Origin of the sequence: Agrobacterium larrymoorei, assembly GCF_037722385.1 — a bacterium.
GTDB classification, from domain to species: Bacteria; Pseudomonadota; Alphaproteobacteria; order Rhizobiales; family Rhizobiaceae; genus Agrobacterium; species Agrobacterium larrymoorei_C.
This window is the reverse complement of sequence record NZ_JBBKAQ010000018.1, coordinates 295,528-317,256: the sequence shown is the minus strand read 5'-3', so window position 1 is coordinate 317,256 and position 21,729 is coordinate 295,528. Positions and strand designations below refer to the sequence as shown.

The following is a 21,729-nucleotide window of genomic DNA, read 5'->3' as shown; positions in this document are numbered from 1 at the left end:
GCGATGTAGCGTTCGTCACATTCGCCGGGACTAGCGCCAAAGAATAGAAGGCACGACGACGTGACCGCAAAAAAGAAAATCGTGGTGCTGCTGAAAGGCTATCCGCGCCTCTCCGAAACATTCATCGCGCAGGAACTGCTCGGTCTGGAGAGAGCAGGCTTGCAGCTCGACCTCGTCTCCATGCGCCGCCCGACGGACAAGAAGCGCCACCCGGTCCACGACGAGATCCGCGCACCCGTCACCTACCTGCCGGAATATCTGCATGAGGAACCGCTGCGCGTGCTGAAAGCGCTGTGGGCTTGCCGCAAGAAGCCCGGCTTCGGCAAAGCGCTGCGCCAATTCGTCCGTGATCTCAGCCACGATGTTTCCCGCAACCGCTTCCGCCGTTTCGGTCAGGCCGCAGTGCTCTCGCATGAATGGCCACACGATGCCGGTTGGCTGCATGTGCACTTCATCCACACGCCCGCTTCCGTCGCCGCCTATACGCATCTGATTACCGGCATTCCGTGGACGATCTCGGCCCATGCCAAGGATATATGGACCTCGACGGATGCCGATCTTTCAAACAAGCTCGGCAGCGCCCGTTGGGCCGTGACCTGCACCGCGAGCGGCTATCGCCATTTGCAAAACCTGTCGCCCAATCCGGGCACGGTGCATTTGAGCTATCACGGCCTTGATCTCACCCGCTTCCCGGCGATAGACGGGACCCGCCCGCCACGGGACGGTTCGAATCCTGCCGATCCGGTGCATATCCTGAGCGTTGGCCGCGCGGTGAAGAAGAAGGGCATCGATATTCTGCTGAAGGCGCTCGCCGCCCTTCCGGCGTCCCTCCACTGGCGCTTCACTCACATCGGAGGCGGCGACGAACTTGTGACGTTGAAGGCGCTGGCCGAGCGACTTGGCCTCGCCGACAGGATCACCTGGACCGGCGCCATGGATCAGAAGCAGGTGCTGGAGCACTATCGCAAGGCCGATCTTTTCGCGCTTGCCTGCCGCATCACCGCCGATGGCGACCGTGATGGCCTGCCGAATGTTCTGGTGGAGGCAGCAAGCCAGGCGCTCACCTGTGTTTCAACCAATATTTCGGGCATCCCGGAATTCTTCATCGATGGCGAAAACGGCCTGCTGACAGAACCGGAAAACGAAGCGGCTTTCTCGAAAGCACTGGAGCGCGCCATTACCGATCCGACGCTGAGATCGAGGCTTGGCTCGGCCGCGGAACACCGCGTACGCTCCGCCTTCGATCACCGCACCAGCATCACCGACCTCAAAAATCTCTTCGAACAGGAATGGGAGAAGACCCCGTGACCACCGCCACCGCCATCGCCCCCGCCACCGACGCCACCCAAGCCCCACGCGTGTTCTTCTACGTCCAGCATCTGCTCGGCATCGGCCACATCGCCCGCGCCAGTCGCGTGGCTCAGGCTCTGGTCGCCGATGGTTTCGATGTGACGATGGTGACAGGCGGAACGCCCGTTCCTGGTTTTCCGGGAGAACGCATCCGCCATGTCGAATTGCCACCGGTGGCCGTGGCCGATGGCAATTTTGCGGGCCTCGTCGATGCCAATGGTGCCCCGGTGGATGAGGCCTTCAAGGACAACCGCACCAGCATGCTGCTTGGCGCCTATCACGGTGCGATGCCAGATATCGTCATCATCGAAGCCTTCCCGTTCGGCCGTCGGCAAGTGCGCTTCGAACTCTTGCCGCTGCTCAACGCGATCGAGAAAAGCATCAAGCGTCCGCTGGTCATGACGTCGCTGCGCGATATCCTGCAGGAACGCGCCAAGCCCGGCCGTGACGAGGAAACGATCGATCTCGTCAAGAAGCACTTTGACACGGTGCTCGTCCATGGCGATCCGAATTTCGTGCGGCTGGAAGAGACCTTTCCGCTCGCCGAACAGATACGCGAGCGAATCGTCTATACCGGCCTCGTGGCACCCAACAAACCAACGCCGCCGCAGGAGCGCTTCGACGTGGTGGTCTCGGCAGGCGGCGGTGCCGTCGGCGGCGCGCTTCTGAAAGCAGCGCTTGCCGCCGCACCCAACATCCCAGAACTGAAAACCTGGTGCCTGATCACCGGCCCCAACATGCCGCAGGCGGATTTCGATGCCATCTCGGCTGAAGCCGGCGATACCATCTCCGTCTTCCGCTTCCGCAAGGATTTCGCCAGCCTTCTCTCCGGTGCAAAGCTCTCGATCTCTCAGGCCGGTTACAACACCGTTTGCGATATCCTGCAGGCCAAGTGCCGCTCGCTCCTCATCCCATTCGCTGTCGGTGGCGAAACCGAACAGGGAGCACGCGCATTGCGGCTCGCTAAGCTCGGCCTTGCCCAGGTTCTGGAAGAAAACACCATCTCGCCGCAGACCATGGCAGAGGCGATCCGCGCAGCACTGGCGCTACCGGAGCCGGGCGAGATCAGCCTTGATCTTGATGGCGCCAATGGCACCGCGCGCGTTCTGCGTCGGCTCTATGCCGAACATCGTATGGATGACGAGTAGGGCTTAAGCCTTAGTAAGTAATCTTCTCACGCCTGAATCCGAGCCCGATCAGACGGCCAGCCAGATGGGCGAGAAGCGGGAAGCGCAGAATGGCGCGCACGAAGGCGGGCGGGCCTTTGGCCTTGGGAGCGGCCTCGTGATCCTTGCGGTTCTTGCTGCGCATCATCAATTGCAGCTTCTGCGTGGCTTTCGTCGGGAAGGTCCGGCGCTGTTGAATGGCCGCAAGATCGTCGTCGGAGATTGAGCCTTTGTCACGCAGCGCCGGCACCAGAATGTTTGCAGCGGCGACCGCATCCTGAATGGCGAGATTGACCCCGACGCCGCCGATCGGCGACATGGCATGCGCAGCGTCACCGATGCAGATCAGCCCCGGCTTCCACCATTGCGTCAGCCGATCGATGCGCACGGTGAGAAGATACACATCATCGAAGCTCTTGATCTCCTGCAGCCGTTCGGCGGGCAGCGGGCAGACTTCGGCCACCCGCCTGCGGAACGCCTCGACGCCCTTCTCCTTGATCTCGGAAAAGACGCCGCGGCGCACGACATAGCCGCACTGCCAGTAGTCACCGCGATCGATCAACACGAAGCCCTGCTGCGGACCGGCATGGCCCATCGTCTCGTTGGGATCGCCCGGCTGCTTCGAAAGCCGCATCCACAAAACTTCCGTCGGTACGCCGAAGCGCTCGACATGCAGCCCGGCCTTCTCCCGCACAGTGGAATTGCGGCCATCGGCACCGACCACGAGATCAGCCTTAACCGTAAGGCCGCCGGAGGGTGTGGAAAGCTTGAGGCCGCTGACTTTTCCCTTGCTTTCGATGAGGTCACTGACCACCGCATTGTGAAGCAGGCGGAAACTCTCGAACTGCCCGGCCTTGCCGGCGAGAAAGTTCAAAAAGTCCCATTGCGGCATGAAGGCGATGAACTTGTGTCTGACCGGAAGCCAGGAGAAGTCCGCAATGGTGCGCCTGTGACCGCCCACCTCGGCATGCAGTTTCTCCGCCCTGGTATGCGGCAGGGCCAGAAATTCCTGCCCAAAACCCAGTTGCTCGATCACGGCGATGGTGGAGGGATGGATCGTATCACCGCGAAAATCACGCAGGAAATCGCCATGCTTTTCGATCACGGTAACGTCGATCCCCGCCCGCGCAAGAAGCAGACCAAGCATCATGCCTGCCGGCCCACCGCCGACGATGGCAATTGTGGTCTCGATTGCCTGGACGTCATTGTGGTCGTCGCTTGGCATGGCGATATCCTGTGTCATCAAGCCTGATCGGCTGCTGGAAGCGGCTTGTTCTTCGGATAGGGCCAACCCTTGACCAGCCGGAACAACCATTCCTTGCGGGCGAAGATAAAGGCGAAGAGCATGGACGTCCAGATGCCGAGGAGAAGGCCAGCTGCCACATCGCTTGGATAATGCGCCCCGACGATCACCCGCGAAATGCCGATGACGAGCGCGAGCGCCATGAACACATAGCGAAAGCGCGGGATCAGCATGGCAAAAGCGCCGAAGAAGGCACCGGCCGCCGTCGAATGGCCGGAGGGAAAGCTCTCATAGAGATTGTCGCCGGTGAATGGCGTCAGGCTGTAGGCGCCAATATCGGCATAAAGCTCTGGCCTTCCGCGACCGATCAGAAATTTCAGGAGATGCACGAAGATGCTCGCGCTACCGATGGTCAGGAAGAAATAGACAAAGAGGCGCATCGCCGTACCAATTCTTGCCGAATAGGGACTGCTCAGCAGAAAGCGTCCGGCAATGTAGGCGAGGATGGCAAAGAGCCCGGTGCTGTAGAGCATCCAGCGAAAGGTGCCGAAATCGGTGATGGCATGGTTGAAGCCGACGACCGCGCCCGGAAGGGCCTGCGCGCGCTGCGAAATGCGCGGATCGAAGGGAATGAAGACGAGGACCAGCAGAAGAGTGATGACGAAAATCCAGCCGCTGGAGATCAAAAATCGCTTCATGAAAATCCTCTATTTATCAATACGGTATCATCGCTTCAGCGGCGCGGTGCATCAGCCCCACAAACTGCATGCTCGCGCGGCCATTGGCAAGCGACGCACGCAGATGTCATTGATGAGGAAGAGGACGCAATGGTGGCGAAAAATCGCCGACAGGCTTTGACCTTGTTCTGCCCGGGTTTCGCGAGTAGAGCCTTGGGTTGAGAGTTTCCACCAAAGTCGGATTTCACATGACACGCCACAACGGCAGCAACCCGCCTGAAAAACTGACCGTCCTTGGCGCCACCGGTTCGATTGGAACGAACACGCTGGATGTCATTCGCCAGCTCGGCGGGCGTGATCGCTTCGACGTTTTGGGGCTGACCGGTGCAGGCAATGTGGCGTTGCTGGCCGAACAGGCGTGCGAGTTTGGTGTAAAGCTGGCCGTCACCGCTGACGACGAGAAATATGCCGAGTTGAAGGACGCGCTTGCCGGCAGCGGCATTGCCGTTGCATCCGGCAAAAGCGGTTTGCAGGAAGCCGCAAGTCTGGAGGCCGATTGGGTGATGGCGGCCATTGCCGGCACGCCCGGGCTTGAGCCGACGCTGACGGCTGCACGGCGCGGCGCCGACATCGCGCTCGCCAACAAGGAATGTCTGGTCACCGGCGGCGATGTCTTCATCTCCACCATGCGCGAGGGCGGCGGCACGCTGATCCCGGTCGATAGCGAACACAGCGCCATCTTCCAGTGCCTGGAACCTGCCAACCGCGACAAGGTCGAGCGCATCATCCTCACCGCCTCCGGCGGCCCTTTCCGCACCTGGAGCCGAGAGCAGATGGACGGAGTGACCGCCGAGATCGCGCGCGCCCATCCCAACTGGTCCATGGGCTTGAAGGTCTCCATCGGCAGCGCCTCGATGTTCAACAAGGCACTGGAAATGATCGAGGCAAAGTATCTCTTCGATCTTGAGCCCTCTCAGATCGAAGTGATCGTCCACCCGCAATCCATCATCCACTCCATGGTGGCCTATACCGACGGATCGGTCATCGCCCAACTCGGTTGCCCGGATATGCGCACGGCGATTGCCTATGCGTTGACCTACCCCGGACGCGGCGCGCTGGATGTCGAGAGGCTGGATTTTGCCAAGTTGGCACGGCTCGATTTCGAGGCCCCCGACGAGGAGCGGTTCCCCTCGATCAGACTCGCACGTCTGGCGCTGGAACGCGGCGGCGTGCAAAGTGCGGTGCTGAATGCAGCGGAAGAAACCGCCTTCCACGCCTTCGTCGACGGAAAAATCGGCTTCCTGCATATGGCCGATACGGTCGAGTCCGTCATGGAGCGGATGAATGATGGCAGGACAGCTGACACGATCGAAGCCATTCTCGCCGCCGATGCCGAAGCGCGCGCCTACGCCGAGGATGTCATTTCGCAAAAGCAGAAGGCCGCTTAAGCAAAGGAGCCGAAAATGGCGCCTAGAATAGAACCCGTGAGACCCAGAGGCCGCAGCTGTAAAACCCGTTTCCCCATGGAAAGAGTATAAGGCTGAATTAATATAGGCTTAAATCATTAATGATAATTCCGACGATATTGTCGTTGGAGGTATTGCAATGTTCGGTTTTGCCCGCCCGAAGGAAGATTTTCGCCGTGAGCTTGCGTCGTTTCTTTTCGAGAGCTCACCGGATGCCTATTGCGTTCTGCGCGAAGGTAAGGTCGTCGCCTTCAACGACGCATTCCAGAAAACCCTTCGTCAGCCGGCCGACACGATCAATGGCCTGACCCCTCCCGATTTTTCGCCGGAGCGTCAGCCGGATGGAGAACGCTCCGACCAGAAGGCAAACGTGTACATCGGCCAGGCCATGAAGGAAGGATTTTCCCGCTTCGAGTGGGAAGGGCTGCGCCGCGACGGGAGCCTTTTCCAGGTTCAGGTTACGCTCATTTCCTGGAAGCGAAACGATGAAACACTGCTGATCGTCGTCTGGCAGGATATTGAAGAAATGATCCGGCTGCGCAATGCCGAACGCCGGCGCCAGGAACAGGCCGCACGTGAGGCAGAGGAAGACCGCGAGGCAATCGAGCAGCTGGCGGCAGGTCTTCGTCAGTTGGCCGGTGGCGATCTGACGCAACAGATCGACCGCGCCTTCTCCCCAAAGACCGATAGCCTCCGACAGAATTTCAACGTTGCCACAGAGCAATTGCGCGCGCTCGTCAGCGAGGTGTCGAACGCCGTCACCTCCGTGCTGCATCGCTGTCGGGAGATTGGCTCCGCTTCCTCGGAACTGGCAGGTCGCACCGAGCGCCAGGCCGCACGCATCGAAGAAGCGTCTGGTGCGCTCTCACAGATCGTCAGCACCGTGAGCGATGCGGCGAGCGCCTCCCGTTCCGCCAAAAATACGATCGCGCTCGCCAGCAATGACAGCGGCGAAGGCCATGTGATTGTCGAGAAGGCAATCGCTGCGATGGAAGCCATCGACCGATCTTCCGGCGAAATCGCCAAGATCATCGGCGTCATCGATGAGATCGCGTTCCAGACCAATTTGCTGGCCCTGAACGCCGGCGTCGAAGCCGCCCGTGCGGGCGAAGCGGGCAAAGGCTTTGCCGTGGTGGCGCAGGAAGTACGCGAGCTTGCCCAACGCTCGGCGACTGCCGCCCGGGAAATCCGCGCGCTGATCACCACATCGAACCAATTGGTGGAAAACGGCGTCGGCCTCGTCAACGAGACGGGCTCGGCCCTTGGTCGCATCTCCACCCATATTGCGCAGGTCGGCGGTTCCGTCGAAACCATCGAACGCTCAGCCAGTGACCAGGAAGCCGCCATCCGCGAAATCGACAGCGTTATCGGACAGGTCGATCAGGTCACGCAGAAGAATGCGGCCATGGTGGAAGAAACGGCTGCGGCATCCAATGCCATGATCGACGAGATGGTTGAGATCGCACGCAAGCTGCAAAGTTTCCGCACCGCCGGCGGCGAGCAAAGCTCCCGCCGCTGGGCGGCCTGACGGTTGAACGGCCACGTGCTCGGACACGTCGCGTAGACTGCTTGAAATACGTAGTGGTTTAAGGGCGGAGTGACCGGTTCTGGCAACTCCGCCTTCCTCGTTCTGCCCATGGTCGGCTCGAACCAAGAACGATGCCTGGACGCTTCAGAAGCAGGCGAACCGTTGCTGAAGACGTGATGGCCAAGATCAAGATCCGCAGGGAGCCATCCTGTCATCCCCTTTCAACACTCCCCGTCCTGCTATTCAAAGTTCGAGAAATGCACTTGCCACCTCCGTCCTTTCTGGTTATGTCGCTTTTTGTTACGTTATTACATCACAGATGAGGAAACCACGATGAAACTCACGCAAGCCCTCGCCCTTTCCGTCAGCTCACTCCTGCTTCTGTCTACCGCTGCGGTGGCGCAGGAGAAATCGGCACCATCAAAGTCCGAAAGCCACAATCACGCCCATAACCATTCCCATGGACATTCGCATGGTTCCAGCGACGTCTATAAGGGCTACTTCGAGGACAGCGCCGTAAAGGAGCGCCCGCTTTCCGATTGGGAAGGCGATTGGCAGTCGGTTTATCCTTATCTGGTGGATGGCACCCTCGATCCGGTGATGCAGCACAAGGCCGAACACGGCAAGAAGAGTGCCAAGGCGTTTCGCGAGGAATATGATGTCGGCTACAAGACCGACGTCAACCGCATCACGATCAAGGGTGAAGACGTAACCTTCTATCGTGACGGCAAGGCCACCGAAGGCAAATACGCCGGCGACGGATACGAAATCCTGACCTACAAGAAAGGCAATCGCGGCGTTCGCTACATCTTCAAGAAGACCGGCGGCGATGCATCCGCACCGCAATATATCCAGTTCAGCGACCACACCATAGCGCCGCAAAAGGCTGGCCACTACCACCTTTACTGGGGTGACGACCGCGCCACGGTGCTGAAGGAACTCACCAATTGGCCCACCTATTACCCGTCGTCGCTTTCCGGCAAGGAAATCGTCCAGGAGATGCTTGAGCATTAAATACAAAAGGGGCGCAGCCGATAAGCCGCGCCCCTCTTTTTATTCCACGTCTTGTTGATCAGGCGACAGCGCGTGCGAGCGCGCAACGCGACCAGAGCTGATGAAGCGCTCCGACCAGACGTTCCAGATCCGCATCGGTGTGAAGCGGCGTCGGCGTGATGCGCAAACGCTCGGTCTTGCGCGGCACCGTCGGATAATTGATCGGCTGCACGTAGACACCGTGATCGTCGAGCAGGATATCGGAAATCCATTTGCACTTGGCGGCGTCGCCCACCATCACCGGAACGATATGGCTGGGATTGGTCATGTGCGGAATGCCGGCAGCGTCCAGCATGGAGCGTAGCGTGCGCACGCGCTCCTGATGACGAGCGCGCTCGAAGGGGCTTGCCTTCAGGTGTTGGATCGACGCCACGGCACCGGCTGCCAAGGACGGCGGAAGTGCGGTGGTGAAGATAAAGCCGGACGCAAACGAACGGATGAAATCGCAGAGCGCTTCGGACGCCGCGATATAGCCACCCATCACGCCAAAGGCCTTGCCGAGCGTCCCTTCGATGATCGTCAGGCGGTCCATCAGCCCTTCGCGCTCCGCAATGCCGCCGCCGCGCGGACCATACATGCCCACCGCATGCACCTCATCGAGATAGGTCATGGCCCCGTACTTGTCGGCGAGGTCGCAAATCTCTTTGATCGGCGAAATATCACCATCCATGGAATAAACGGATTCAAACGCGATCATCTTCGGCGCGGCCGGATCGGCGGCCTTCAGCTTGGCTTCGAGATCGTCCAGATCATTATGCTTCCAGATGACCTTCTCACAACGGCCGTAACGAATGCCTTCGATCATCGATGCATGGTTCAGCGCATCCGAGAAGATGATGAGGCCGGGGATCTTCTGACCGAGCGTGCCGAGGGTCGCCCAGTTGGAAATATAGCCGGAGGTGAAGATCAGCGCCGATTCCTTGCCGTGCAGGTCGGCCAGTTCGCGCTCAAGCTTGACGTGGTGATGGTTGGTGCCAGAAATATTCCGGGTGCCTCCCGCACCCGCGCCACAGTGATCGATGGCGGCTTTCATCGCCTCGATGACCTTGGGGTTCTGACCCATACCGAGATAGTCGTTGGAGCACCAGACCGTGACGTCGCGCTGTTCACCGTCGGCGGTGTAACGGGTTGCTTTCGGAAAATGTCCCTGTTGTCGCTCGAGATCGGCAAAAACGCGGTAGCGACCTTCCGAATGCAAGCCATCCAGCTCGGTCTTGAAAAATGCCTCGAAGTCCATTCCATGCTCCAGAATACGTGCAATCGTTGTCGGCTCACCTCCTTGAACCGTCAACCCCCTTGACGCCGATATTGCACCGATGCGTCAATTCGCCTCCACTTTTGAACCGTTCCAGAATACTTATAAGAGTCTTGATGAATAACAAACTTGATTCATGTCAAAGCTCTAAAAAATTTGGAACCTTTTAATCGACGCGCCGTTGAGTAGGGCACAATCGATTGACCAGGGGAATGCAGCCTTAAATGGGGGCTTCCACAGTAACATTCGACTTGTTAAATATCTGCAGCGGTCGGAGGTAGCAGTCGCCGCAGATGTATTGGGACGCCTACCGAGAGCCATCGAGCTCAAATGTAACGTGGAGAGAGTTCATGAAAAAGGCTGTTATTTTTGCTGTTATGGGTCTGGCGCTCGCGAGCTGCACGCAGACTGAAAAGACCGCTGGTGGCGGCGCTGTTATCGGCGCGCTGGCTGGTGGCGCAATCACCGGTAACGTCCGCGGCGCAGCCGTTGGCGGTCTGATCGGTGGCGCGACCGGTTACCTCATCGGCCGTGCGTCCGAGCCAGGCTACTGCTACTACCGCGACCAGTACGGTCAGCGTTACACGGCACGTTGCCGCTAAGGCGTGACACAATTGCATCAGAAGCCCCGGCAAAAGCCGGGGCTTTTTTGTTTCCACACCCATCGAGCCGTTTTTGGGGTGCCCCTGCTTCTTATTTATGATTAAATTTGAGGATAAGAGCAGCTTGCAGAGAACGGCACAGCTGTTTTGACGCGATTGAACTGCCATGGACGGGCGGCGGAGTGCGCGAATTCTTTTGGATCGTGACGCGCTTTAACGAAGGATAAACGGGCGGGGGCAATAATAAATGCTCAACCATAAAGCAGCGCATGCCAAAAAAGCGGACTGACCAACGGAAGAGTATTGCGTACTGGAGGGCAGGCACCGCATTGGCGGTGGCGGCAGCCGTGTCCTTTTATCCGGGCTTCGTGCGCGAGGCCTTCGCGCTCAAAATCTTCGGCATTACGCTTTGGGGCTCCGACGAGGACAAGGAGAACGAGGTCCTCAATCCCGTCAAGTTTACAGCCACCCTCAACAGCCCTGGCGCCGACAGCAAGCTGCGTGACAGCCTTGAAAACAGCGCGCTGCTAATCGCAGAGCCAGACAAGCCGGCATCGGGCGATCTCGGCCTTTTGATCCGCGCCAAGGACGATCGCGACAGGCTGGTTGCTGCCCTCTATGAGAACGCCCGCTATGGCGGCATCGTCAAGATCACCATTGCCGGACAGGATATCGATTCCATCCCGCCCGTCCCGACCTTCAACACATCCGGCCCTGTCCCGGTCGTCATCGATGTGACGCCCGGTCCCGTCTTCACGCTCGGCACCGTGCGATTCGAGGGCGATGTGGGCGGACACAACCCCGCTGAATATGGTCTGGAGACCGGCGGAGACGCGGGCTCGCTGGCCATCATTCGTGCCGGCAACAAGCTGATCGAGGATTTGAAGTCCGAGAGCCGCCCCTTCGCCAAGCTGACGAAGCGCGAAGCGGTTGCCAACCACGCCAACAACACCGTGGATCTGACGATGGTGGCCGAGGCTGGCCCCGTCGCTGCCATGGGCGACGTGGCGGTCAAAGGCGACCGAGCCGTCGATGCCGACTTTATTCGTACCTATTCGCGACTGAACCGCGGCGAGCCCTATTCGCCGGAAAGACTGCGCAAGGCCTCCGACAGACTGCGCAAGCTCGGTGTCTTTTCGAGCATCACCATCAAGGAAGCCAACACGCTCGCACCCAACGGGACCTTGCCGCTGACCATTGAGGTCTCGGAGGGCAAGTTCCGCTATTTCGGCGTTGGCGCGCAATATTCTACCACCGATGGTGCGGGCCTGCAGGGCTATTGGGGCCATCGCAACCTGTTTGGAAAAGCCGAATCGCTTCGCATAGAAGGCGCGGTCAACCGGCTTGGGGAAGCCTCCACGGTTCAGGATATGGATTATTCCGCGGGCATCACCTTCGTCAAACCCGGGATGTTCACACCTGAAACCACGTTTACCGCGAGCCTGAAGGCCAAGACCGAGCATCCGGACAGCTACGACGCACAGACGGTGACGGCCTATGCCGGCTTCGCCTATGACTTCAACGACTACGATACGGCCTCGGCCGGTTTCGAAGTCGAGTGGGAAAACACGCAAGACGCATTCGGCGAAAATCAGTATCTGACGACATCGATCCCACTGGAATTCGTTCGCGACAGACGCAATGACAGGCTCAATCCGACCGAGGGCTTCCGCGCCTCGATTGCAGCCACGCCGAGCTATGAAGCCTTGAACGGCACGATCTTCAGTTCGCTTGAAGCCTCGACCACCGGTTATCTTGGCCTTGGCTCCGACGATCAGGTGGTGCTGGCCGGCAAGCTCGCAGGCGGCGTGCTCGTGGGTGGCGGCTCGCTTGAAAACATCCCCACCACGCGCCGATTCTTTGCTGGCGGCGGCGGCTCGGTGCGCGGCTATAGCTATCAGGAAATCTCGCCTTATGCGGCCAATGGCGAGGCGACCGGCGGACGCTCCTATATCGTCAGCTCGCTGGAAGCACGCTTCAAGGTGACCGAGACGATCGGACTTGTGCCCTTTGTCGATGCGGGCGTCGTCTCCTCAGAAATCACGCCGGATTTTTCCGATATTCGCGCTGGCGCCGGCATCGGCCTTCGCTACCAGACCCCCTTTGGACCCTTGCGTCTTGATGTCGCCATGCCGCTGGAGAAATATCCAAGCGGCAGCAGCTTCGGAATTTATGCCGGTATCGGACAAGCCTTCTAAAGCCAGCGACGAATGGCCGACAACGCCGGGCATGGTGCCGCAAGGCAAATTGCCCAGACCTGTTACGACGACCAAGCGAAGTGTAGATTACCGTTCATGAACATCTTGATTCGATTGCTGAAATGGTTCGCCTTTATCGCATTCGGGGTTGTCGCCCTTCTTGTGGTCGTGGTGCTGTTTTTGGGCCTGAGCCCCTTCGGCGCGCGTTTCGTCGCCGATGAAGTCTCGCGTCTCGCCTCCAGCAAGGATCAGACGATCACCATTTCCCCGCCGAGCGGTCTGCTGAGCGGCAGGCTGCGCCTTAACTCGGTGACGATTGCCGATCGCGACGGCCCTTATGCCAAGCTTGATGGCGTCGAACTCGACTGGTCGCCGCTTGATCTTCTCACCGGCACGTTCCATGCCGAACGGCTGACCGCTGCCAACATCACTGTCGATCGTCTTCCACTGCCCTCGTCTGACCCGGCACAGCAAAGCTCGGGCAGCTTCACCCTTCCAGTCGAGGTGGCCATCGACAACCTCTCGCTGCCGAATATCGAGCTTGGCGAGAAGCTTGCTGGGCGCGCCTTTTCTCTGAGCGCATCCGGCAATGGCTATGCGACAGCCGATACGATGACGGCCTCTCTTTCGGCCTCCCGCAAGGATGAGCAGCGCGCCTCGATCGACGCAGACTTCGCCTATGTTCCGGGTGAAAACGTGCTGAAGCTCAAGGCGGTTCTGAATGAGCCGGAAGGCGGCCTGCTTGCCAATCTGCTGCGTCTTCCCGGCGCGCCGGCGGTCTCCATCAATCTGAATGGCGATGGCCCCCTGTCGGACTGGTCAGGAAAGCTCGTTGGCACGGTTGGTGGGAACCAGGTTTTGTCTCTCGATGGCCATCATAGTCTGGCAACCGATGGCACGCGCCGTTTGACTTTGCAGGGTGGCGGCGAGCCGGATCGGCTTTTGCCGCCTCTCATGCGCCAGCTCTTTACGGGAGAGACCAAGGTTGATCTGGCCGCGTCTATTTCGCCGGAGGGACGCATCAGCGTTGAAAACGGCAATCTCGAAACCGGCGCGCTGATCCTCACCGCCTCCGGCAGTCTCGACCCTCAAGGCCAGAACGACCTTTCCGCCAATCTGATCGGCACTAACGGCCCGGTCGATGTGCGCCTGCCGCTTGGACAGGATGAGGTTCGAGCACTCGTCGATGGCATCGATCTCAGCCTGCGCGGCAATGCCGATGCGGCGAGGCTGAACACGGTCGTGTCGCTGCGCTCACTCACAGCACCGCAGGGCACATTTCAGGGTGTGAAGCTCACCGCGACCAGCGACGATCTCAATATTGCCAGCCGCACCGGCACGATCCGCACGCTGCTTGCCGTCGACCAGTCGGCATTGACGGCGCCCGATCTGGAGCGCGCCATCAAGGCACCGTTGAAACTCACCGCCCCATTGCGTGTCTCTCCGCAGTCCATTGCCTTTGAGGGCGCGACGCTGGAAAGCGCCAGTATCGGCGGCACCGCAAGCGGCTCTTACGATATATATGAAGGCCGCATCGCCTCCAACCTGCGCCTCTTTGTCCTGCCCTCGGTTCTGCCGACCGGGCTTTCGGAGAAATTCGATGGGACGATTGCGATTGACGGCTATGTCAACAGCCTCATCGGCGGCGCCACCAGCCTGGAAAACCTCGTGGTGAAATCGAGCACGCTCGAAGCCAATGGCGACGTGACGCTCGATAATGGCACGGTCGGCGCAAAGCTCTCTGGCCGCCTGCCCTCACTGCAGAAGCTGTCACCGCAGGCGCAAGGCTCTCTCGACTTCTCATTGCAGGCCAACGGCCCGATCAATGCGGCGGATTTTACCGCAAACCTCTCTGCGGCAGAGGCAACGCTGGCGGGTCGCGCACTGCGAGCGCTGAAGGTTTCGGCCAGTGGCAAGGCGGATGTCGCTGCCCCACAAGCCAGGTTCCAGGCAACCGGCACGCTCGACAACCAGCCGATCGACGCATCCGCCGCTTTGGTACAGACGGGGGAAGGCACAGCCATTCCTGAGTTGAACGTCAAGGTCGGCCCCAATGTCATGACCGGCAAGCTGCAATTGACGCCGCAGTTCCTGCCGTCTGGCGACCTTTCTCTCGACTTCCCCGATATTTCCCTTTTGGCAGCACTCGCCGCCCAGCAGGCAAGCGGCGACCTGAAGGGTGACATCGCCATCAGCAACGCCAATGGGAAGATCGCCGCCACAATTCGTGCCAGTGGCAACAGCATCCGCCAAGGCACTACGACCATTGCCGGGTTGGCAGCGGATCTGAAAGTTGACGATCTTGCGGCACTTGCCATCAACGGCACTGTGAAGGCGGACAAGATCGATGCGGGCGCCGCAGCCCTTTCCGGCATCGCGCTGAATATCGACCATGCGTCGAACGCCACGACCTTCGATCTCAACGGTCGCTATGACAATGCGCCACTGGTGCTGAAAGGTCGAGCCGACACCGGCGCCTCGCCGATGACCGTCTCGGTCGATACCTTCTCCGCAACGCCGCGCGGAATTCCCGTGCGCCTTGCCGCCCCGACCGCGATCGCCATCGAGAATGGTACCGCGCGCATTGCGGGCCTGACCATCCAGACAGGCAATGGCCGGGTCGAGGTCAATGGCACGGCTGGATCTACCCTCGATCTCAACGTCGCCATCCGCTCGCTGCCGGCCAATCTCGCCAACGCCTTTTCGCCAGGGCTCGATGCTTCGGGCACCATCTCCGGCACGGTCGTTGCCAAGGGTGTAGCGACCGATCCGTCCGTGGATTATAATCTCACCTGGTCGGATGCAGCGGTCGCGCAAACCCGCGCGGCAGGCCTTGGCCCATTAGGCATCAAGGCGAATGGCCGCTACACCGGCCAGACGCTGCGGCTGGATACCAACCTGAGCGCGGGCGGCGGCCTAGGCCTCTCCGGTGGCGGCACGATAGGCCTTGCTGGCGACCGTCCACTGGCCATGAGCTTCAAGGGCAATGTTCCTTTTGCAGCGCTGGCCGCGCAAACATCCGCCCAGGGATTCGTCGTCAACGGCTCTGCAGCTGTCGATATCCGCATTGAGGGTACGGCGACAGCTCCCTCGGTAACGGGCACGATTACTACCGACGGCACCCGCGTGACGGATGTCCGGCGCAATCTGACGATCAACAATATCGCCGCGACGATCAGCTTCAACCGCGATGTTGCCACCATTTCGCGACTGACCGGCGCGATGTCGGGCGGCGGCACGCTTTCGGGCTCCGGCACCATCGGCATCAATCCCGGCGCCGGTTTCCCTGCCGATCTCAGCTTGACGCTGAACCGCGCGACCTATGTCGACGGTACGCTCTTCACCACCCAGGCCAGCGGCACGGTGACCTTGAAGGGGCCGGTCCTCACCTCGCCCATGCTGGCGGGAACAATCACGCTGGACAAGAGCGCCATCACCATTCCGGAGCGCCTCCCCGCTTCGCTGACGGAAATCGACATCAAGCACAAGAACGCACCGCCTGCGGTGCGACGCCAGGATGCGGAACTGCGCGCAGACCAGGGGGGTGACGGCACCTCCGCGACCATCGGTCTCGATCTGCAGATCAATGCGCCGAGCGGCATCTTCGTGCGCGGTCGCGGTGTCGACGCGGAGTTGAACGGCAATCTGACGGTTCGCGGCACTGCATCAAACCCGCAGGTCTCGGGTGGCTTCACCATGCGCCGTGGTCGCCTGGAAATTCTGACGCGGCGACTTGATTTTACCAATGGCGATATCACCTTCGGCGGCGGACTGATCCCCGTTCTCAATATGTCTGCAGATTCAACCGTTGGCTCCAACACCGTGACAGTCACCGTCAGCGGTAACGCCAACGATCCGGCTTTCGCTTTCAGCTCCTCGCCTGCTCTGCCGCAGGATGAGATCATGGCGCAGTTGATCTTCGGCCAGTCCATGTCGAAGCTCTCGCCGCTACAGATCGCCCGTCTCGCAGATGCGGCAAGCCAGCTCGCCGGTGGCCGCTCGACTTCGCTGTTCAACAGCCTGCGCAGCAATCTCGGAATTGATGATCTCGATATCTCCACCGATTCGGAAGGACGCGCGCGTGTCTCCGCCGGCAAATACATCAACGAGCGAACCTATCTCGAGCTCGAACAGAGCGGCGATTCAGGCGCCAAGGCGATCATCAATCTCGACGTCGGACGCGGCGTAAAACTGCGCGGTGAGGCCGGCGGCAGTGGTGAAGGCGCCGCAGGTATCTTCTACGAGAAAGAATATTGATCAACTTATGCGTGAACCATAAGATTTCAGGTAGCAATGTTAAGAAAATAGTTAAACTTTCAAAGTTCAGAGATTCTTAAATTTGATGAGCTAAACCAATTGTTGTTGCCCTGAACCATCCGCGCCGGTTGCGCTAAAGGCTCTTGCTTGCACGCAACGCGATATTGGTGTGACCTTACGGTTGAACCGTGATGGAGTTCATTGAATGCTTTTTCTTCCTGGAACTCATGCCAAGGCGGTTCTTGCCGCGCTTGGTCGTTCTCTGGCAATTATCGAATTTGATACTTCGGGAAAAATCCTGTCTGCGAATGAGAATTTCTGCAACGCGATGGGTTACACGGCCGATCAGGTGATCGGTAAGCACCACAGCATGTTCTGCGAACCGTCCTACGCAAACAGCGGCGATTACAAAGAATTCTGGAAAAACCTCGCCGCTGGTCGTTTTGACAAGCGTCAATACAAGCGGATCGCCAATGGCGGCCAGGAAGTCTGGATCGAGGCGTCCTACAACCCGGTCATTGAGGGCGGTAGCGTCAAGAGCGTCGTCAAGCTTGCGACCGTCATCACCGAAGCCAAACGCAAAGCAGCCGAAGACGCTGGCAAGCTGGATGCGATTTCGCGCGTGCAGGCCACTATCGAGTTCACGCCCACCGGCGAAATCATTACGGCGAACGAGAACTTTCTCAATGCCGTGGGCTACAGGCTTGAGGAAATTCAAGGAAAGCATCACCGCATTTTCTGCGAAGATAACGTTCGCAACGATCCGTCCTACGGCGAATTCTGGAAGTCTCTTGCTGGCGGCGCATTTACGGCGGCTGAGTACAAGCGCGTGACCAAAAGCGGCAAGCCGATCTGGATCCAGGCGTCATACAATCCGATCTTCGATGAAAACGGCAATGTCTTCAAGATCGTCAAATTCGCGACCGACGTTACAGACCGCGTGATCGCCGTGGACGATCTTGCCGCAAGCCTTACCGCGCTCTCGAACGGCGACCTGACCCGGACGATCTCGGTCCCTTTCACCCCGGCTCTTGAAAAGGTACGTCACGATCTCAACGCTTCGTTGCAGAGGCTGCAAGGTGCCATGCGCGATGTAGCGGAATGCACCAGTGGCATCACCACTGGCGCACGCGAAATCAGCGAAGCCACCGACAACCTTGCGCGGCGCACTGAACAACAGGCGGCAGGCCTCGAAGAGACTTCCGCTGCCTTGCATGAGATCACCCGCACCGTGGCGCAAAACGCGTCTCGCGCAGAAGAATCCGGTCGGCTGGTTGCCAACACCAAGGCCGACGCGGAACAGTCTGGCCTGATCGTCGGCAGGGCGATCGAAGCCATGGGCCGCATCTCGCAATCCTCGAACGAAATCGGCAATATCATCAGCGTCATTGACGATATTGCCTTCCAGACCAACCTGCTGGCCTTGAACGCCGGCGTGGAAGCTGCGCGCGCCGGTGAAGCCGGCAAGGGCTTTGCCGTCGTGGCGCAGGAGGTCCGCGAGTTGGCGCAACGTTCCGCCAATGCCGCAAAGGAAATCAAGACGCTGATCAACACTTCCGCATTGCAGGTGAAAGAGGGTGTCGACCTCGTCGGCGAAACCGGCAAGGCGCTGAGCAAGATCGTCGGCCAAGTGGCGGAAATCAACACCAATGTCGCGGCCATCGTCGAGACGGCCCATGACCAGGCCAATGGCATCAGGGAAATCAACCACGCGGTCGAAGCCATGGACACCAACACGCAGCAGAATGCGGCGATGGTGGAAGAGACAACCGCCTCAAGCCATAGCCTCGCGCATGAGGCGCATGTCCTGCACGAACTTCTCGCGCAATTTAGATTTGGGAAACAATCTTCTGTTACGAATCACTCAATGAAGCTGGAAGAACGAGTGCCGATTGCACGCGCTCCGGAGAGGAAGCCGAAGCCCGCAGTCTATGCGACGTCCGGTTCTCTCGCTCTGGCTCCGACTCAAAAGGATTGGGAAGAATTCTGATGGCAATGATCAATTCGACGAACTTCGGCGGCGAAACCCTGGAAATCATAGCGTTTCGCCTTCATGATCAGGAATTCTGCGTCAAGACCACCACGATCCGCGAGATCCGCGGCTGGGCACCTTCCACGCCCATCCCGCATGCGCCGCCGGATGTTATCGGCGTCATGAACCTGCGCGGCTCGGTTATTCCGATCATCGACCTGGCCTACAAGCTGGGCATGACGAGCACCGTTGCCAATGAGCGTAGCGCCATCGTCGTGGCAGAAGTGCACAACATGGTCATCGGCATGCTGGTCGACCGCGTCTCCGACATTCTGACGATCCCGGCAAGCCAGGTTCAGCCGGTTCCGGAAGTCTCGGCATCCTTCGACAAGTCCTTCTCGGAAGGCATCATTGCCAACGAGCATGGCATGATCTGCTTCCTGAACCTCGCCAAGATGTTCAAGGGCACTGACATGGATGAACTGGCCGCCTGATCGGCGCTTTATCTTCAGGACCTACTACGAAAGCCGTGCGGACATCCTCCGCACGGCTTTTTTGCTGTGCGGAAGTCTAAATCGCCGTGCGTTCTATTGGACGAACGAGGAGGCTTCAACGTGTTGACGTCCCCCGGTAGCCTGACACCGCTCCATGTTTTCTACACGCCAAGTTTGTACTTACGTTACGAAAGAAACTTTTAATATTAATTTGCTCTAATAAATCGATACAGGCGCATAATCGATCCGGCCGATGCGCAAGTAACGGGCGTCAATGTGCTCAGGTGATCAGGAGCACCGCCACAACATTTCGGCTGTCCCGGAGGGGAAAATGTTTTGGTTGGCAAAGAGCGCTGACAAGACCAATGTTCTAAGGGCATTCTCCACATCACAAGCCGTGATCGAATTCGACCTGCATGGCAACATCCTGGACGCAAACGCCAACTTCTGCGAAGCACTAGGCTATGAGCTGTCTGACATTGTCGGCAAGCATCATCGCATCTTCTGCGACAAGGACTATGTCAACTCGGTGGACTACAAAGAGTTCTGGAGCGAATTGGCAGCAGGATCGTTCAAAGCCGGGGAGTTCAAGCGGCTGCGCAAAGATGGTCGCGACATCTGGATCGAGGCATCCTACAACCCTGTCTTTCGCGGTAACAACCCCTACAAGGTCGTGAAGATCGCTAGCGACATCACGAAGAAGAAGCTGAAGGCAAAAGAGGACAACAGCAAGCTCGAAGCGATCTCGCGTTCTCAAGCCGTCATCGAATTCACGCCGGCAGGCGACATCCTCACCGCAAATGATAATTTCTGTCGCACGCTGGGTTACAGCCTGCAAGAGATTCAAGGCCGCCATCATCGCATGTTTTGCGAGCCGGCTTATGCCGCATCTGACGCTTACGGTGATTTCTGGCGGCGGCTGGCTGCTGGCGAATTCATCTCCGATGAATTTGTCCGCTTCGGAAAGAACAGCAAGGAAGTCTGGATTCAGGCGGCCTACAACCCTATCCTGGACGACAATGGCGTGGTGGTGAAGGTGGTGAAATTTGCCACCGATGTGACACCACGCATGAGCGCGATCTCGACGCTTGGGCTGGCACTGCGCGCGCTCGCAGAGGGCAATTTGCGCCAGAGCCTCGATACCCCTTTTGTGCCGAGCATGGAGAAGCTTCGAAGCGACTTCAACGAGGTGATCGAAAAGCTGCGCCTGACGATGCAGACCGTGGCGCAGAACTCTGAGATCATCGCCTCCGGCTCTGCGGAAATCCGCGTGGCGGCGGACCAGCTGGCGCGGCGCACGGAGCAACAGGCAGCCTCGCTGGAGGAAAGTGCCGCTGCCCTTGAGCAGATCACCACCACCGGTGCAGACGCCAGCCGGCGGGCCGATGAGGCGGGTCGTCTTGTCAGCGAGACCAAGGCCAATGCTGAGCGCTCCGGTGACATCGTCCACCGCGCCATTGCTGCGATGGACGCGATCTCGCATTCTGCCGGCGAAATCACCAACATCATTGCCGTCATCGACAGTATCGCCTTCCAGACCAACCTTTTGGCCCTGAATGCTGGAGTCGAAGCGGCACGCGCCGGCGAGTCCGGCAAGGGCTTTGCCGTCGTCGCGCAGGAGGTCCGTGATCTCGCTCAACGCTCCGCCGCAGCCGCCAAGGAGATCAAGCAGCTGATTAACGCGTCCGGCGCGCATGTTGCCCGTGGTGTCGGGCTTGTTGGCGAGACGGGTGAAGCCTTGAAGCACATCGCCTCCCAGGTCGAGATGATCGACACGAACGTATCGGCCATTGTCGAGGCCGCGCGCGAGCAGGCGACGGGCCTCAGCGAAATCAACAACGCCGTCAACCTGATGGACCAGGCCACCCAGAAGAACGCCGCTATGGTGGAAGAAACGACCGCCGCAAGCCACGGGCTGGCGCGTGAAGCCGAAACGCTCCGCCAGCTCCTGACGCAGTTCGACGTCGGCTTCGCCAACGCCGCCGCACCTGCCGCGCCCGTCCACGCGCGCGCGGTCATTGCAACAGCGAGCCCAATGCCGGCACGACGATATGGCTCAGCGGCCCCGGCGATTGTTGCAGCGGAATGGACGGAGTTTTGAAGCGCTTCCTCTTCATCAGACGGGGCGCGGGTCTGGCGTATGGCGTCGTAGCGGTGAGATGAGCTGGCTGTTTCAAAGGCAGCTCTTGATGCCAGGCGACGACGCAGGCGCCGGTTGCTGGGAGCAATATCTCGCTCGAACAACGTCGTGACCATGCGTGCGGGGCCGCCTCCAGGGCACGGATCCTCCGTCGCGCATTCTTGCGGAAAAGCAGGAGGAGAAAGGGCGACGTTCAGACGACGTAACCTCGTGCTGTGAATAACAGTCACGCTCGCCCAGCGAGTGATACTGGCACGGTATCGTGCGGGGCCGAGCGGGCGATCGCCCTGATCCAGCAATATAGAGCGTTCCACCGCTACCAGGTGGA

14 protein-coding genes and 1 pseudogene are annotated in these 21,729 nt (G+C 59.4%); 12 read left to right on the top strand and 3 right to left on the bottom strand.

Annotated elements, in window-relative coordinates; translation table 11 throughout:
* Positions 1 to 60 precede the first annotated feature (60 nt).
* Complete coding sequence (locus WKI41_RS17810) at positions 61 to 1,308, top strand: glycosyltransferase (protein ID WP_340194797.1); 1,248 nt, start codon at positions 61 to 63, stop codon at positions 1,306 to 1,308.
* Positions 1,305 to 2,498, top strand: coding sequence for a glycosyltransferase family protein (locus WKI41_RS17805; RefSeq protein WP_340194796.1), 1,194 nt, complete (start codon positions 1,305 to 1,307; stop codon positions 2,496 to 2,498). Before WKI41_RS17810 ends, WKI41_RS17805 begins: the two co-directional genes overlap by 4 nt.
* A 10-nt stretch (positions 2,499 to 2,508) precedes the next feature.
* On the opposite strand, the gene WKI41_RS17800 is transcribed toward WKI41_RS17805, so the two are convergent.
* Both WKI41_RS17800 and WKI41_RS17795 read right to left on the bottom strand, forming a co-directional pair.
* Positions 2,509 to 3,741: an FAD-dependent oxidoreductase gene (locus WKI41_RS17800; RefSeq protein ID WP_340194795.1), complete on the bottom strand. Its 1,233-nt coding sequence runs from the start codon at positions 3,739 to 3,741 to the stop codon at positions 2,509 to 2,511.
* Positions 3,742 to 3,758: 17 nt separating this feature from the next.
* The gene (locus WKI41_RS17795) at positions 3,759 to 4,457 is read right to left on the bottom strand and encodes a phosphatase PAP2 family protein (protein ID WP_340194794.1); all 699 of its coding nucleotides are present in this window, start codon (positions 4,455 to 4,457) and stop codon (positions 3,759 to 3,761) included.
* 227 nt (positions 4,458 to 4,684) lie between these two features.
* Between WKI41_RS17795 and dxr the strand changes: the two genes are divergently transcribed.
* From dxr to WKI41_RS17780, 4 genes and pseudogenes are all read left to right on the top strand, one after another.
* Positions 4,685 to 5,884, top strand: coding sequence for a 1-deoxy-D-xylulose-5-phosphate reductoisomerase (gene dxr, locus WKI41_RS17790; protein ID WP_340194793.1), 1,200 nt, complete (start codon positions 4,685 to 4,687; stop codon positions 5,882 to 5,884).
* A 157-nt stretch (positions 5,885 to 6,041) separates the two neighbouring features.
* A pseudogene (locus tag WKI41_RS21760) lies at positions 6,042 to 6,434 on the top strand (PAS domain-containing protein); the annotation flags it as partial.
* The gene (locus WKI41_RS17785) at positions 6,429 to 7,430 is read left to right on the top strand and encodes a methyl-accepting chemotaxis protein (RefSeq protein WP_425341064.1); all 1,002 of its coding nucleotides are present in this window, start codon (positions 6,429 to 6,431) and stop codon (positions 7,428 to 7,430) included. The pseudogene WKI41_RS21760 and the gene WKI41_RS17785, both read left to right, overlap by 6 nt.
* A 333-nt stretch (positions 7,431 to 7,763) precedes the next feature.
* Complete coding sequence (locus tag WKI41_RS17780; RefSeq protein ID WP_340194791.1) at positions 7,764 to 8,444, top strand: metal-binding protein ZinT; 681 nt, start codon at positions 7,764 to 7,766, stop codon at positions 8,442 to 8,444.
* Between the two features lie 58 nt (positions 8,445 to 8,502).
* On the opposite strand, the gene hemA is transcribed toward WKI41_RS17780, so the two are convergent.
* On the bottom strand, positions 8,503 to 9,720 hold the full coding sequence (gene hemA, locus WKI41_RS17775; RefSeq protein ID WP_340194790.1) for a 5-aminolevulinate synthase: 1,218 nt from the start codon (positions 9,718 to 9,720) through the stop codon (positions 8,503 to 8,505).
* A 368-nt stretch (positions 9,721 to 10,088) separates the two neighbouring features.
* Here hemA and WKI41_RS17770 point away from each other — a divergent pair, with 368 nt between their 5' ends.
* The 6 genes from WKI41_RS17770 to WKI41_RS17745 all read left to right on the top strand — a co-directional run bounded on the left by WKI41_RS17770 (position 10,089) and on the right by WKI41_RS17745 (position 21,362).
* A complete protein-coding gene (locus WKI41_RS17770) occupies positions 10,089 to 10,340 on the top strand; it encodes a glycine zipper domain-containing protein (RefSeq protein WP_340194789.1) in 252 nt (83 codons plus the stop codon).
* A 269-nt stretch (positions 10,341 to 10,609) separates the two neighbouring features.
* Positions 10,610 to 12,538, top strand: coding sequence for an autotransporter assembly complex protein TamA (locus WKI41_RS17765; RefSeq protein ID WP_340194788.1), 1,929 nt, complete (start codon positions 10,610 to 10,612; stop codon positions 12,536 to 12,538).
* Between the two features lie 96 nt (positions 12,539 to 12,634).
* The gene (locus WKI41_RS17760) at positions 12,635 to 16,795 is read left to right on the top strand and encodes a translocation/assembly module TamB domain-containing protein (protein WP_340194787.1); all 4,161 of its coding nucleotides are present in this window, start codon (positions 12,635 to 12,637) and stop codon (positions 16,793 to 16,795) included.
* 205 nt (positions 16,796 to 17,000) lie between these two features.
* Positions 17,001 to 18,785: a methyl-accepting chemotaxis protein gene (locus tag WKI41_RS17755; RefSeq protein WP_340194786.1), complete on the top strand. Its 1,785-nt coding sequence runs from the start codon at positions 17,001 to 17,003 to the stop codon at positions 18,783 to 18,785.
* The gene (locus WKI41_RS17750) at positions 18,785 to 19,261 is read left to right on the top strand and encodes a chemotaxis protein CheW (protein WP_062424868.1); all 477 of its coding nucleotides are present in this window, start codon (positions 18,785 to 18,787) and stop codon (positions 19,259 to 19,261) included. The genes WKI41_RS17755 and WKI41_RS17750 overlap by 1 nt, the downstream gene beginning before the upstream one ends.
* Positions 19,262 to 19,592: 331 nt before the next feature.
* On the top strand, positions 19,593 to 21,362 hold the full coding sequence (locus WKI41_RS17745; protein ID WP_340194785.1) for a methyl-accepting chemotaxis protein: 1,770 nt from the start codon (positions 19,593 to 19,595) through the stop codon (positions 21,360 to 21,362).
* The last annotated feature ends 367 nt before the right edge of the window (positions 21,363 to 21,729 follow it).

What these genes read in the sequence shown, in the direction of transcription:
- WKI41_RS17800 (WP_340194795.1), bottom strand. Translation starts at nt 3,741, where the DNA reads ATGCCAAGCGACGACCACAATGACGTCCAGGCAATCGAGACCACAATT.
- WKI41_RS17795 (WP_340194794.1), bottom strand. Translation starts at nt 4,457, where the DNA reads ATGAAGCGATTTTTGATCTCCAGCGGCTGGATTTTCGTCATCACTCTT.
- dxr (WP_340194793.1), top strand. Translation starts at nt 4,685, where the DNA reads ATGACACGCCACAACGGCAGCAACCCGCCTGAAAAACTGACCGTCCTT.
- WKI41_RS17785 (WP_425341064.1), top strand. Translation starts at nt 6,429, where the DNA reads ATGATCCGGCTGCGCAATGCCGAACGCCGGCGCCAGGAACAGGCCGCA.
- WKI41_RS17780 (WP_340194791.1), top strand. Translation starts at nt 7,764, where the DNA reads ATGAAACTCACGCAAGCCCTCGCCCTTTCCGTCAGCTCACTCCTGCTT.
- hemA (WP_340194790.1), bottom strand. Translation starts at nt 9,720, where the DNA reads ATGGACTTCGAGGCATTTTTCAAGACCGAGCTGGATGGCTTGCATTCG.
- WKI41_RS17770 (WP_340194789.1), top strand. Translation starts at nt 10,089, where the DNA reads ATGAAAAAGGCTGTTATTTTTGCTGTTATGGGTCTGGCGCTCGCGAGC.
- WKI41_RS17765 (WP_340194788.1), top strand. Translation starts at nt 10,610, where the DNA reads ATGCCAAAAAAGCGGACTGACCAACGGAAGAGTATTGCGTACTGGAGG.
- WKI41_RS17760 (WP_340194787.1), top strand. Translation starts at nt 12,635, where the DNA reads ATGAACATCTTGATTCGATTGCTGAAATGGTTCGCCTTTATCGCATTC.
- WKI41_RS17755 (WP_340194786.1), top strand. Translation starts at nt 17,001, where the DNA reads ATGCTTTTTCTTCCTGGAACTCATGCCAAGGCGGTTCTTGCCGCGCTT.
- WKI41_RS17750 (WP_062424868.1), top strand. Translation starts at nt 18,785, where the DNA reads ATGGCAATGATCAATTCGACGAACTTCGGCGGCGAAACCCTGGAAATC.
- WKI41_RS17745 (WP_340194785.1), top strand. Translation starts at nt 19,593, where the DNA reads ATGTTTTGGTTGGCAAAGAGCGCTGACAAGACCAATGTTCTAAGGGCA.